The following is a 12785-nucleotide window of genomic DNA, read 5'->3' as shown; positions in this document are numbered from 1 at the left end:
CTCAGTTTTCTCCCTCGATATAGGCGTAGGCAGAGTGATTGTGGATCGACTCGAAATTTTCCGATGCGACACTATAGCGCCGTACCCGCGGGTCATTTTGTAGGCGCAGGGCAACGTCGCGGACCATGTCCTCGACAAATTTCGGGTGGTCGTAGGCGTATTCGGTCACGTACTTTTCGTCCGGCCGCTTCAGCACGCCATAGAGCTGCGACGACGCCTCGGACTCGACGAGATCGATGATGTCTTCGATCCAGAGCGCCTCCCGCGCCTCCACCTGGACGCTGACCCGGGAGCGTTGGTTGTGGGCACCATACTCCGAGATGCTCTTGGAACAGGGGCAGAGGCTGGTGACGGGAACATGTACGCAAAGCTGGGCACGGACTTGGTCATCCTGGATCTCGCCCTGCCACTCAACCTCGTAGTCGAGGTAACTCTCAACACGGGAAACCGGCGCTTTTTTGCGCACGAAGTACGGAAACTGCAACTCGATACGGGCACTGCGGGCTTCCAAACGATCGCGGGTTTGCGAGAGCAATTCTTCGAGATCTTTGACGCTCAGGGGCTTGAGCTGCTCCTGCAGAATCTGCAGAAAGCGCGACATGTGGGTGCCCTTGAGATGGGCGGGTAACCCCACGTACATGTTGCAGAAAGCGGCAACATGCTGAACGTGACCGGCCCGATCGAGGATTTGCAGGGGGTGGCGCACGGCCTTGACCCCCACTCTTTGGATGGGAATGGCGCGGGGATCGCTACGCCCCTGCACATCCTCCAGTACTTCTGCAGCACAATCTCTCACCGGTTGGAACCTCGCAAAGAATTCTTGACTGGATTAGTCAAATATTACGCGCCAGCGACCTGACCAGCAAGGCGGGCGAGCAAACGCTCACCTGCTTGGCGGATCCCATCGGCATCGAGACCCAATTCTGCAAGCCATAAGGCTGCTTCGCCATGCTCGATGAATTGATCGGGCAAGCCAAGAATTTTGCAGAATACTTGCCGCTCCTGGTCGAGGAGATATTCGGCGACTGCCGAACCCGCTCCACCCATGCGCACGCCCTCCTCTACGGTGAGGAAGGCTGTATGGTCGGCAGCGAGACGGTCGAGGAGTTCGGTATCGAGGGGTTTGACGAAACGCATGTTGACCACGGTGGCGTCGAGTTCCTCGCCGGCCTGCAGCGCCGCCGCGGCCCGGGTACCAAAGGCAAGGATGGCGAGCTTCTTGCCCTGGCGCAGCACTTCCGCTTTGCCCATGGGTATTTGCCGCTGCAAATCAGGATCTTCGATACTACCCGCCGCCGTGCCGCGGGGGTAACGGACGATGGCCGGGCCGGGATAGGCATAGCCGGTATTCAGCATGTCGCGCAGCTCCTGGGCATCTTTGGGGGCCATGATGACCAGGTTGGGAATGCAACGGGCGTAGGCGATATCGAAGGCGCCTTGATGAGTGGCGCCGTCGGCACCCACCAAACCGGCACGATCGACGGCAAAGAGCACGGGCAGATTCTGAATGGCGACGTCGTGCAACAACTGGTCGTAAGCGCGCTGCAAAAAAGTCGAATAGATGGCGACGACGGGATGAAAATCCTCGCAGGCGAGGCCAGCGGCAAAAGTTACCGCATGCTGTTCGGCAATACCGACATCAAAATAGCGCTTGGGGAAAAGTTGCTCGAAACGCACCAAGCCCGAGCCCTCGCGCATGGCAGGCGTAATCGCCACCAGCTTCGGCTCTTCGGCAGCCTTATCGCACAGCCAATCGCCAAAAATCTTGGTATAGCTGACACTCGAGGACTTTTGCAAAGCGCCGCTGTTGCGGTCGAAGGGGGTTACGCCATGATAGGTGCAGGGGTCTTGTTCTGCAGGTGCGAAGCCCTTGCCTTTGCGAGTAATGACATGCAGCAGGCGCGGCCCACGGATCTTTTTAAGGTTTTCGAGGGTCGGGACCAGGGCATCGAGGTCGTGGCCGTCGATGGGCCCGAAATAGTGAAAACCCATTTCCTCGAAGAGCAAACCGGGAGACACCAAGCCCTTGACCCCTTCTTCGGCACGCTTGGCCAACTCCCGCAGGGGCGGCACCAAACTCAGAGCCTGTCCTGCCCCATCGCGGACGGTATTGTACAGCGGATTGGAGAGCAGCCGGGTGAGGTAGCGAGATACGGCGCCGACGTTGGGCGAAATCGACATCTCGTTGTCGTTGAGGATGACCAGGAGATCGGCATCCAGAACGCCGCCATTGTTGAGAGCTTCGTAAGCAAGCCCGGCGGTCATAGCACCATCGCCAATGATGGCTACCACTTGGCGCCGCTGCTGGGCGAGGGACGCGGCCACCGCCATGCCCAGTCCGGCACTGATGGAGGTGCTGGAGTGGCCAGCGCCAAAGGCATCGAAGGGGCTTTCGTCACGTTTGAGAAAGCCCGAGAGACCGTCTTTTTGCCGCAGGCTCGGAAACTGTGCGCCGCGCCCGGTGAGGACCTTGTGCGGATAAGCCTGATGGCCAACATCCCAAATCAGGCGATCGTCGGGGGTTTGGAAGACCGCGTGCAGGGCGACGGTGAGTTCGACGGCACCTAGGCCGGAGGAGAGATGTCCGCCGGTTTCACTGATGGATTCGAGCAGAAACTGCCGCAGGCGCTTGGCCACCTGCTTGAGCTCACTGCGCGACAGGCGCCGCAGTTCTTCCGGCCCAGGAATGCTTTCGAGCAAGGGATTCATCGGTTACGCTCGACGATGAGGCGCGCCAGGGCACGCAGGTGATCGGCCTCCTGTCCCCAGCCTGCCAAGGCATCGAGGGCGGCCTGGAGCAGCGAGCGGGCGTATTCCTGGGCTTGCGACAATCCCAAGAGGGTGACGAAACCGGGTTTTTGCCGCTCCCGGTCCGCCCCTTGCTTGGCCTTGCCGGTTTCTTTGATGTCGCCGATTTCGTCGAGGATATCGTCTTGCACCTGAAAGGCGAGGCCAACGCGATCGGCAAAGTGGATGAGGGCTTGGCCGCGGCGGGAGTCCTCGGCAACGTCGGCGGCAACCAGCGCAAGCTGGATGGCGCAGCGGATCAACATACCAGTTTTGAGCAGATGCATCTGCTCGAGGGCGGGCTGGGCGAGCTGGTGGCCAACGGCGGCGAGGTCTACCGCTTGGCCGCCGACCATGCCCTGGGAACCAGCGGCCTGGGCGAGAATGGCGACCATGCGCAGCTGCTGCCGCGGCGCCAGCCCCGCCGGCTCTGCCAGCACGCGGAAAGCTTGCGTGAGCAAGGCATCGCCAACCAAGATGGCCGTTGCCTCGTCGTAGGCCTTGTGGCAGGTGGGGCGGCCGCGGCGCAGGTCGTCGTTATCCATGGCGGGAAGATCGTCGTGCACCAAGGAGTACGCGTGGATGAGTTCGAGGGCGGCAGCGGCACGGTCGAGCAAGCTCTCGTGCACGCCGAGCGCTGTGCCAGCGGCGTAGGTAAGCAGCGGGCGCACCCGCTTACCGCCACCGAGGACGCTATACCGCATGGCATCGTGCAGTCGCGCTGGGAAGGCACTCGCCGCCGGCAGCAACGATTCCAGAACTTTTTCATTGTGGGCCACAATTCGGTTGCGAAAAGCAGCAAAGGATTCGCTCTCGGACAAATCAGTCCTCCTCTACATTGCTGGGTAGGGCCTGAACTTGCCCGCCAAGCAAGATTTCTACTTTCTGTTTTGCTTCCGTCAGCTGGCGTTCGGCCTGTTGGGCGAGTTCCATCCCTTGCTGGAACAAGGTGACGGACTCTTCCAAGCCGAGTTGGCCACTCTCCATGCTTTGGACGATTTTTTCCAAGGCGCTGAGGGTGTCGGCAAAGGCTGCGGGCGAATCAGCGGCCTCGCGGTCCGCCGGGGCTTGCGTAGGACGGGTCATGTCGTGCATTAAACACTAGGCTGGGCCGGTCGGGCAAGGGTGCATGTGCCTGCCAGAAGAAGAAACGTACTGGACGGTATGTACCGGAGAGCCTACACTACGGGCCTCCAACGCCGCAGCCTAGGACCGCTCATGTCTACCGTCTTGCCAGAACTGGCCAGTCGTTCTCGCCGACCCGAAGGGGCTACGCGTTTCGATGTCCTCGGGGCCATCAGCGTCTCGCATTTTCTCAACGACAGCATTCAGTCGTTGATGTTGGCGGTGTATCCCCTCTTCCGCAGCAATTTTGACTTGAGCTTTGCGCAGATTGGTCTGATCACCCTTGCCTATCAGCTGACTGCTTCCATCATTCAACCCTTGGTGGGACGTTACACCGACCGCCATCCCCTGCCCTGGTCTTTACCAGTGGGAATGATCTCGACTTTTCTTGGACTACTCCTGCTTGCCGTTGCCCCTAACTACGCAGTGCTGCTCCTTGCCGCCGCCCTGGTCGGCTTGGGCTCTTCGGTCTTCCATCCGGAATCGTCGCGGGTGGCGCGGATGGCGGCCGGGGGGCGCTATGGCTTGGCCCAGTCGATCTTTCAGGTGGGGGGTAACGTGGGTACGGCGGTGGGTCCGCTCCTTGCTGCTTTCTTTGTTATGCCGCATGGACAGCAGAGTCTATCGTGGTTTTCTCTGCTCGCCCTCGCTGCCATCGTCATCCTGAGCTTTGTGGGGCGTTGGTACCAACATCAGCATCGGCTGCCCAAAAAAGCGGCGCCGGTTGCCGCGAACACCTTGCCGGCAGGGCTGGTACGAAAGAGCTTAGTGATTCTGGTGGCGCTGATGTTCTCCAAGTTTATCTATTTGACTAGCATCAGCAGCTATCTGATTTTTTACTTGATGCATCGCTTTGCTATTCCCGTGCGCGAGGCGCAGCTGCACTTGTTTCTCTTTTTGGCGGCGGTGGCGGCGGGAACGCTGCTGGGTGGGCCGATTGGCGATCGCATTGGGCGTAAGCGGGTGATTTGGGTCTCTTTGCTCGGCATCGCCCCCTTTACCCTCGCCCTGCCCTATGCAGGCTTGACCGCAAGCGCGCTATTGACAGTAATCATCGGCTTCTTGCTTGCCTCGGCCTTTCCCGCCATTGTCGTCTACGCTCAGGAACTCGTGCCCGGAAAAGTGGGGACGATTTCGGGCCTCTTTTTTGGCCTCGCCTTTGGTCTGGGTGGCGTGGGTGCAGCGGTGCTCGGGCAGCTCGCCGATCTTTGGGGCATCGATACCGTCTACCATATTTGCTCCTTTTTGCCCCTGCTCGGGATTTTGGCCGCCTTTTTGCCGCAACGGCCATCTTCCATCTAGGTTCTGCAGCAAAGCCTGATATACTCCGCTCGCCCCTAACCGCTGATGAGGTACACATGGCCCTGGCCATTTTCGATCTCGACAACACCCTGCTGGCCGGCGATTCCGACCATGCCTGGCTGGATTTTTTGAGCACCTTGGGCATCGTTGATGGTGCCGAATTGCGCGAGGCCAACGATCGCTACTATCGGGCCTATATGGAGGGCAAGCTCGATATGCAGGACTTTTTGCGCTTTGTGCTGGCACCCATGGCCCAACATCCCCGTCGCGATCTCGAAGAATGGCACCGCCAGTATATGCAGGAGCGGGTGTTACCGATGATTACCGATGCCTCCCGCGCCTTGGTCCGCAAGCACGCCGATGCCGGCGATACTTTGCTCATCATTACCGCCACCAACCGCTTCGTTACCGCGCCCATTGCGGTCGAACTTGGCATACCCGCCTTGCTGGCAACCGAGGTGGAGTGCGATGAGAATGGCGAATTTACCGGACGTAGTTATGGCACGCCCTGTTTTCAAGCCGGCAAGGTGGAGCGCCTGCGGCAGTGGCTGAGTGGCCAAGGACTGCCGTGGGAGGAGAGCTTGGCCGACGCCTATTTTTACAGCGACTCCCACAATGATCTGCCGTTGTTGGAGCTCGTGGGCAATCCCGTTGCCGTCGATCCAGACAAAGTGCTGGCCGAAGTCGCCCGGGCGCGTTCTTGGCCCATCCTCAGCTTACACGGACCTTGTCATCCGCTGCACTGATCGCGTCTTCGCTGAGCAGTGCCGCCACATCCACCGGCACAATGCTCGAAATCCCGGGCTCGATCATCGTCACCCCCACTAGTTGCTCTGCCACCTGCAAGGTGAGCTGACGATGGCTGATGAGCAAAAACTGCGTCTGCTCGGCGAGGCTTCGGAGTAGACGACAAAAGCGCTCGATATTGGCATCGTCGAGGGGGGCATCGACCTCGTCGAGGATGCAAAAGGGTGCCGGATTGAGGGCAAAGATGGCAAAGACCAGGGCGATAGCGGTGAGCGCCTTCTCCCCTCCCGATAACTGCTGCAGGGTACCATTGCGTTTGCCCGGGGGTTGGGCGCGCAGGATCAGGCCGGCACTGAGGGGATCCCCTTCGCAGCGTTCCAGGGCCGCCGTTCCGCCGCCGAAGAGTTCGGCAAAATAGCGCTGCAGCCCCTGGTTGACGTGCTGTAAGGTATGCTGGAATCGCTCCAGGGTCTCGGCGTCCATGGCTGCCATGGCAGCCTCGAGGCTCTGGAGGGCGCTGTCGACATCGGCTACCTGGGCAGCAAGATCCCCTTGCCGCGCCTGCAGTTCTGCGAGCTCTTCTTCGGCAGCGAGATTGACGTTACCGAGTTTCGCCAAAGCCGCCTGGATGCGCTGCAACTCCGCCGTTGGTTGCCCATGCTCAGGCATGGCGCCGGGATTTTCGCCAAGGGCCTCGGCAAGCCGCTCTGCCTCGATAAAAAGTTCCTGCAGGCGCTCCTCACGGTGGGCACATTCTGCCTCGAGCCGCGCCAGCTCGATTTCTTCCTGCCGTTGGCTCTGTTGCAGGCGTTGGCGCTCTTGGTCGAATTCGCGTTGCTGCTTGCGCAGAGTTTCGCCCACGCCTTGCAGTGCGGCCAGGGCCTCCTGCGCAGCAGCACGACGGGCGGCCTGTGCGGCGCGCGCCTCGGCGAGGGCCGGCTGGGCCGCTTGCAGTTGCTGTAGGGCGTTCGCCAGCGCTTGGGCTTGCGCTTGTTGTCGCTCTCGTTCCGTAGCGATGCCACGCAAGCGCTCGCTGGCATTGTTCTCCTGCCCCTGCAGGCGTTGGCGCTCGAGGGCGGCGCGCTGCTCCTCGTCGCGTAAGCGCCCGAGGCGCTGGCGCAGGTTTTGTTGCTCTTGGCGACGGCTTTCGAGCTCTTGCTTTGCCTGCTGCTCTTGCTGCCGCAGTCCGGCTTCCCGGGCGCGCTGGTGTTGGAGATCTTGGTCGAGCTGGCGGGCGCGCTCCTGTAGTTCTTGCAAGGCGGTGTCGAGGCGCAGACATTCCTCTTCGACTTCGGCGCTGCGCTGCGCTTCGGCAGCCAGCCGACTTTCCCATTGCATCAGTTCCTGTTGTGCCCGGCTGAGCTCAGCCTGCTGCGCTTGCAGACGGCGCCGCAGCTCTTGCTCTTCGCCGCGCGCCTTGCTGTGTTCTTCGCGCAATTGTCGCAGGCGGGATTCCTCCGCTGTGACCTGCTGCTCCAGAGCCGGCAGTTGCGCCTCGATGCCTTGCAATTCCCGCTGTACCCGCAGCCAGCTCGCGTCCTCCTGCTCACCGCCCAGGCGCCAGAGACCATGCGCCGAACGCAGCTCCGCCCGCGGGGTGATCCAGTGCTCGCCAATACGCAGTTCTGCCCGTCGCGCCTCTGCTTGCTGCAGGTCGGGTACGCAGCGCAGGCCGTAAAACCAGGGCAAGAGCGCGCGATGCCAGCCAGGCTCGATCTGCAGACGATGCCAGAGGGCATCGGGAGGCAGTTCGGGCTCGGGACTCTCGTCTGCCGGCCATAACCAACTGCCCACCCCTTGCGGTATTTCTGCCTCCTCGGCGAGCACGGCATGTAAGCGATTTTGTAGAAAAAGCTCGACGGCATATTCCCAGTCGGCATCGACCTGGAGCAGGTGACTGAGGGGCGTGCCCTGTACTGCCACCGGCTGCAGTCGCTGACGTAGACGTTGCAGGGCGTCGCGCTGGCTGCGCAAGGCTTGCTGCTGATCCCGCGCCTGTTGCCAGCGCTCTTGCTGCTGCTCGATGGCAGGGGCCAGCTGGCCTAGCTTGGCCTCGAGCTCGCCAAGGGCGCTACGCAGATGCTCCTCTTGCGCTTTTACCTGGGCGAGCCGCTCCTGGCGACGGGGCAACTCCTGCGCGGGCAAACGCTCGCGCTCTTGCAAGCGAGCGCGCCGGCGCTCCAATTCGAGTATGCGCGGTTGCAGCTCCCGCCATTGGGTTTCTTTTACTTCCAGCTCGCGGCGCCAGTCCTGCACCTTGTCGCGGAGCTGATGTTGCTGCCGCTCCGCCGCCTCTACCGCCGCATCCGCCGTATCCCGGGCGCTACGCAGACGTTGCAATTCTGCTTCGCGTTCGCTTTCTTGCCCAATGAGGGTCTGCAACCGCTCCTTGGCCTCCTGCTGCTGGCGCTGCAACGCTTGTTCTTCGCTGTGGAGTCGTTGTTGCCTTTGCTCCTCTTCTTGGCGGGTTTGGATTAGCCGCTGTATTTCTGTCTGCTGGCGTTGCCAGTTTTGCTCGGCCAGGGTCTGCTCCGCCTGCGCGGCATAGTGCTCGGCCTGGGCGCTACGCAACTGCTCCTCGTGCGCGGCAAGGGCAGTGGCGCTATCGGCAAGGGCTTGCTGCAGCGCTTGCTCTCGCTGGTTTGCGGCCGCGAGGGCAGTGCGTCGCTGGGCGATGCCTTGCCGGTAATCCGCGAGCTCGCCTTCCAGTTGCTCGATGCGTAGGGTCAGGTCCCACCACTGCCAGCGCCGTTCTTCGGCGCGCAGCTCACGTAGTTGGCGAGCTTGCCCCGCCTGACGGGTAAGGCGCTGAAACTGCTGATCCATCTCACCGTGGATGTCGCGTAGCCGCTGCAAATGCTCCCGGGTTTCGGCAATGCGTTGTTCCGTCTCCCGACGCCGCTCCTTATAGCGGCTGATGCCACCGGCCTCCTCGAGCATGGCGCGCAGATCCTCGGGACGACTCTCGATGATGCGACCAATGGTACCCTGCTCGATGATGGCGTAGGCGCTGGCGCCCAATCCGGTGCCGAGGAAAAGATCCCCCACGTCGCGACGGCGGCAGCGGGCATCATTGATGCGATACTGGCTGTCGCCATCCCGAGTCAGGCGCCGTTGTACCCGGATTTCCGCGGTCTGCGTCCACGGCGACGGGGCTTGCGCGTCGCTGTTGTCGAAGAGCAGTTCGACGATGGCCTGCTGCGCCGGGGCACGATTGGCAGCGCCGTTGGAGATGACATCGGCCATGGCAGCACCGCGCATCTGCCGCGCCGAAGACTCCCCCAATACCCAACGGATGGCATCGATGATATTGGATTTGCCGCAGCCATTGGGCCCAACGATCACCAAGGGATTGCGTTGCAGCTCAATACGGGTGGCGTTGCGAAAGGATTTGAACCCGTGCAAGTGGATGGCGGTGAGACGCATGGGCGTCGATTTTGCTATGCTAATGGCCGAATTCGCTATCTTGAGGAGATCTCGATGCCCAGTCAACCAAGCCGCGCGCTGCAAAGTTTTCCCAACCCCTGTCCGGAGCGGGACTACCTGGTGCATATGGATCTACCGGAATTTACCTGCCTTTGCCCTCTCACCGGTCAGCCCGACTTTGCCCACTTTCTGCTCGATTTCGTCCCCGACCAACGCAACGTCGAGCTCAAATCGCTCAAACTCTACCTGTGGAGCTTTCGCGACGAAGGCGCTTTTCACGAGGCCCTCACCAATCGCATCGCCAGTGAACTGATCGAACTCCTCGCGCCGCGCTATCTACGTCTGCTCGGACGTTGGTATGTGCGTGGCGGCATCAGTACCGACGTCTTGATCGAACATCGGCAGCAAGGTTGGGACAATCCCTCCCTGCTCATGCAGTTGGGGCCGGCGCCGTGGACGCGGCATCAGCCGGGGCTCTGATCCGACCATAACGCGCCTGAGCTGCACCACTGCGCCAAGCCCAAAGCTGATCGCCTAGCGAAAAATGCCACCACTCCCCCGGGTGCTGTACAAAGCCCTGGGCGGCAAGCACCCTGCGCAAAAGCATGCGATTGCCATGATACTGGGCCTCTGCACTCCCCGCTGGCGCTTGCGCGAAGTATTCCGGCGCAGCACGGTCGCTAAAGTCGTCGACCGGACCGCCCATGGGTACGGGATTGCCGTGCTCATCCCATAGGGTGCAATCAAGAGCCGCGCCGGTACTGTGCGGCGGCGGACGTGCGGGATCCGGATTGGCCACCCCCCAAAAGCGGTAGACCCGCGGCGCCAGCCGACGATAGAGCTCCGGCTCTTGCCCCTGTACTGCGGCAGGCGAGGCGCAGGACGCAAGACGTTCTACCAAACCATCCCGTTCGGCCTCGGCCAGAAACTGTCGCCAAACCATGTACGCCTGCACTTCGAGGGGGCGCCAGGCATCAAAGATGGCAATGCGCCAGCCCGGTCGTTGCTCCTGCAACCGTGACTGGGCATGCTCGAGAGCGCTCAGTACCCCACTGCGCAGAAACCAAGGCGAATGCTCCCCATATGGGGCGCCGGCTGCCAGGTAGGGGTGCGGCTGCAGACGCGGAAAGAGTGTCGGGATGGGCAGCAGGGGCTCACCGCAATCGACGATCGGGATCTGGCCGTAGAGGGGGTGAATGCCCTCGCTAGCGTCGGGGCAACCGGGTTCAGTCACGAAAGCGCTCAGGTCGATAGGGGCGCGGATCGACGAAAGGCTGCGAATCCTTTTCGAGCATTTGCGCGACCAGGCGACCGGTGCTCGGACCCATGGTCAAGCCTTGGTGGCAATGTCCGAAGGCCAGAAAAATGCCCGGCTGCGAGGGTAAGGGGCCGATAATCGGCAACATATCGCCAGTACAGGGACGATGACCCAGCCAAGGCTGCGGATCGAGGGCCTTGCCAAGACCAGGGTAGAGCTTGCGCGCGGCGGCCTCGGCCAATTGCAGCGGCCGGGGCGATGGCGCATCGTCACGCTGGGCAAATTCGGCACCGGTCGTCAGGCGCAAGCCCCGGCGCATGGGGGCGAGGACGTAACCCGCTTCGCTATCCAGCACTGGCAGCGGCAGTTCGTGCTGCTGCCCATAATGCTGATGATAACCGCGCTTCACGAAAACCGGGGGTCGATAGCCCAAGGGCTTGACCCAGTCGATGGTCCAGGCGCCCAGGGCCAGCACCACCCAGGGCGCCTCACTGCGCAGATTATCGCCTTCCACCTGCCAGCCCTCGCCGTGTTTGCGTAACGCCTGGATGCCTTGCAGGACGAATTCTCCACCCTGCTGCTGAAAGCTGCGAAGATAGGCCTGGGAAAGAGCTACCGGCTCGATCAGGGCCAAAGGTTGTGTCCAGTGGATGGCACCCGCCAGGCCCGCACGCAGCATCGGCAGCTGGGCGCGGAGATGGCTGGCATCCCAAGCATCGTATTCGACGTCGAAGTGCAAGCGCTTGTAGACGGCCGCTTCGACTTCCGCCTGCCAATGCTCGGCCTCCTGAAACACCTGCACCCAGCCGCCGGGGCGGTAGAGATCGCTCGCATCGGTGAGTGCCGCCAGCGCCATGTGGTCCTCGATACAGTGACGAATCAGCGCTCCATAGTCTTTGGCCGTACGCCGTAGTCGATCGGGCTGGGAAGCGCGCCAATAGCGCAAAAAGGCTGGCGCCAGAGGAGGAAGAGCACGAAAACGATATTGGGCGCGGCTGCTGCGATTGCCCGCATAACGCCAAAGCTCGTGCAAGTCGCGCGGGAAGGGCTGCGGAAACACCGCCTCGCGCTGAATCAAACCGGCATTGCCGTAGGAGGTGCCCTCCCCCGCCGCCTGTCGATCCCAGAGCTGCACCTGCCAGCCGCGGCGCATCTGCAAATGCAGGGCGATCGACAAGCCCACCACCCCTGCCCCAACTACGATCACCGATTTCGTCATCGCCGCTGCCAGAAACAATCCCAAGCGGTAAAAGCTTAGCATAACCCGAATGTTGCACGCAGCATATAGCGACAGACTAGGATGCGCCGACGACCAGAACGTAACGAATTCCCATCAAAATCTTACCTTAGCATCGACAAATACGCTGCGAGGTGATCCGGGATTGGCAAGAATCGCGCCCGCGCTATTTCCACCAAAATATCCTCCAGAAGTAACGTACTCGGTTGCATTATATTTACGATTGAGGATATTATTCAAGTAGAGTGAGAGCGTAATCATCTTGACACTCGGAATTATCCTTCGAATACCTATATTATCGACCGTGAGAGAAAAATTCAAAAGATTGTACCCGGGAATTTTTTGTCTAGTAGGAGCTCCAACGTTATTATCAAACAGATAGCTATGACCATAATACTGGTCCCAAAGATTTAGGACAAAATTGTTTCCATGAAAATACCTTTGGTACCTTACACCGCTGACCAAAGTCAAATATGGAGAATCAGTTACCGGATATCCGTTATATGACTGATTGTTTGTCGTTGAGTAGTAGTCGTTATAGTAGCCATGCAGATAACTGGCATTAACAAAACTAGACCAGCTCTGATTTATGTTAGCATGCAATGATAAGTTTATACCAGTCAGAGTAGCTTTTCCATAACCAAAGGTTGTAACAGTAGGATTATTTGACAACGTTACCGGTATGGTCTCATTAGATAAGACATCATTGTAAAAGTTCACAGAAGCAAATATCTTTCGCAAACCAAACAGCTGATCGCGAGAGATCCGAAAACCAAACTCATAATCAGTACTTTTTATAGGTTTTGGCCGGCTCAAAAATGAAGTGCAACACCTTTGGTCCAAGGAGACTGGAGGTGAACAATGGGCAACCAGTATCAGCACTTGAGCATGGATGAGAGAAAC

At 60.3% G+C, this 12785-nt stretch carries 10 protein-coding genes and 1 pseudogene; 3 read left to right on the top strand and 8 right to left on the bottom strand.

Translation table 11 applies throughout. The annotated features are described in order from the left end of the window. Position 1 precedes the first annotated feature (1 nt). Genes folE2 through xseB form a run of 4 tightly spaced genes read right to left on the bottom strand, consistent with a single transcriptional unit; the run spans position 2 to position 3873 of the window. Positions 2–796, bottom strand: a complete 795-nt coding sequence (gene folE2 / locus RTI30_RS03690) for a GTP cyclohydrolase FolE2 (RefSeq protein WP_312262333.1) — start codon at positions 794–796, stop codon at positions 2–4. Positions 797–840: 44 nt separating this feature from the next. Beyond that, on the bottom strand, positions 841–2709 hold the full coding sequence (gene dxs / locus RTI30_RS03685; RefSeq protein WP_312262331.1) for a 1-deoxy-D-xylulose-5-phosphate synthase: 1869 nt from the start codon (positions 2707–2709) through the stop codon (positions 841–843). Then, the gene (locus tag RTI30_RS03680; RefSeq protein ID WP_312262329.1) at positions 2706–3608 is read right to left on the bottom strand and encodes a farnesyl diphosphate synthase; all 903 of its coding nucleotides are present in this window, start codon (positions 3606–3608) and stop codon (positions 2706–2708) included. The genes dxs and RTI30_RS03680 overlap by 4 nt, the downstream gene beginning before the upstream one ends. A gap of 1 nt (position 3609) precedes the next feature. Continuing rightward, entirely contained in the window at positions 3610–3873 is a 264-nt protein-coding gene (xseB, locus tag RTI30_RS03675) for an exodeoxyribonuclease VII small subunit (protein ID WP_312262327.1), read from the bottom strand. A 132-nt stretch (positions 3874–4005) separates the two neighbouring features. Between xseB and RTI30_RS03670 the strand changes: the two genes are divergently transcribed. Next, the gene (locus RTI30_RS03670; RefSeq protein WP_312262325.1) at positions 4006–5214 is read left to right on the top strand and encodes an MFS transporter; all 1209 of its coding nucleotides are present in this window, start codon (positions 4006–4008) and stop codon (positions 5212–5214) included. Between the two features lie 56 nt (positions 5215–5270). Next, positions 5271–5960: an HAD family hydrolase gene (locus RTI30_RS03665; protein ID WP_312262323.1), complete on the top strand. Its 690-nt coding sequence runs from the start codon at positions 5271–5273 to the stop codon at positions 5958–5960. On the opposite strand, the gene smc is transcribed toward RTI30_RS03665, so the two are convergent. Further along, positions 5926–9387, bottom strand: coding sequence for a chromosome segregation protein SMC (gene smc / locus RTI30_RS03660; RefSeq protein WP_312262321.1), 3462 nt, complete (start codon positions 9385–9387; stop codon positions 5926–5928). The two genes, RTI30_RS03665 and smc, sit on opposite strands and share 35 nt — an antisense overlap. A 54-nt stretch (positions 9388–9441) precedes the next feature. Between smc and queF the strand changes: the two genes are divergently transcribed. After that, positions 9442–9867, top strand: coding sequence for a preQ(1) synthase (gene queF, locus RTI30_RS03655; protein WP_312262319.1), 426 nt, complete (start codon positions 9442–9444; stop codon positions 9865–9867). Here queF and RTI30_RS03650 read toward each other — a convergent pair. From RTI30_RS03650 to RTI30_RS03640, 3 genes and pseudogenes are all read right to left on the bottom strand, one after another. Then, positions 9818–10621, bottom strand: coding sequence for a M15 family metallopeptidase (locus RTI30_RS03650; protein ID WP_312262317.1), 804 nt, complete (start codon positions 10619–10621; stop codon positions 9818–9820). The two genes, queF and RTI30_RS03650, sit on opposite strands and share 50 nt — an antisense overlap. After that, positions 10614–11864 (bottom strand): FAD-dependent oxidoreductase, encoded by a 1251-nt coding sequence (locus tag RTI30_RS03645; protein WP_312262315.1) that lies wholly within the window; start codon positions 11862–11864, stop codon positions 10614–10616. Before RTI30_RS03645 ends, RTI30_RS03650 begins: the two co-directional genes overlap by 8 nt. Before the next feature lie 114 nt (positions 11865–11978). Beyond that, positions 11979–12785: pseudogene (locus RTI30_RS03640) on the bottom strand (TonB-dependent receptor); the annotation flags it as partial.

Source organism: Candidatus Igneacidithiobacillus taiwanensis (assembly GCF_031962545.1).
Taxonomy (GTDB): domain Bacteria; phylum Pseudomonadota; class Gammaproteobacteria; order Acidithiobacillales; family Acidithiobacillaceae; genus Igneacidithiobacillus; species Igneacidithiobacillus taiwanensis.
Note: the sequence above shows the minus strand (reverse complement) of the source record. Positions and strands in the feature narration are given on the sequence as shown.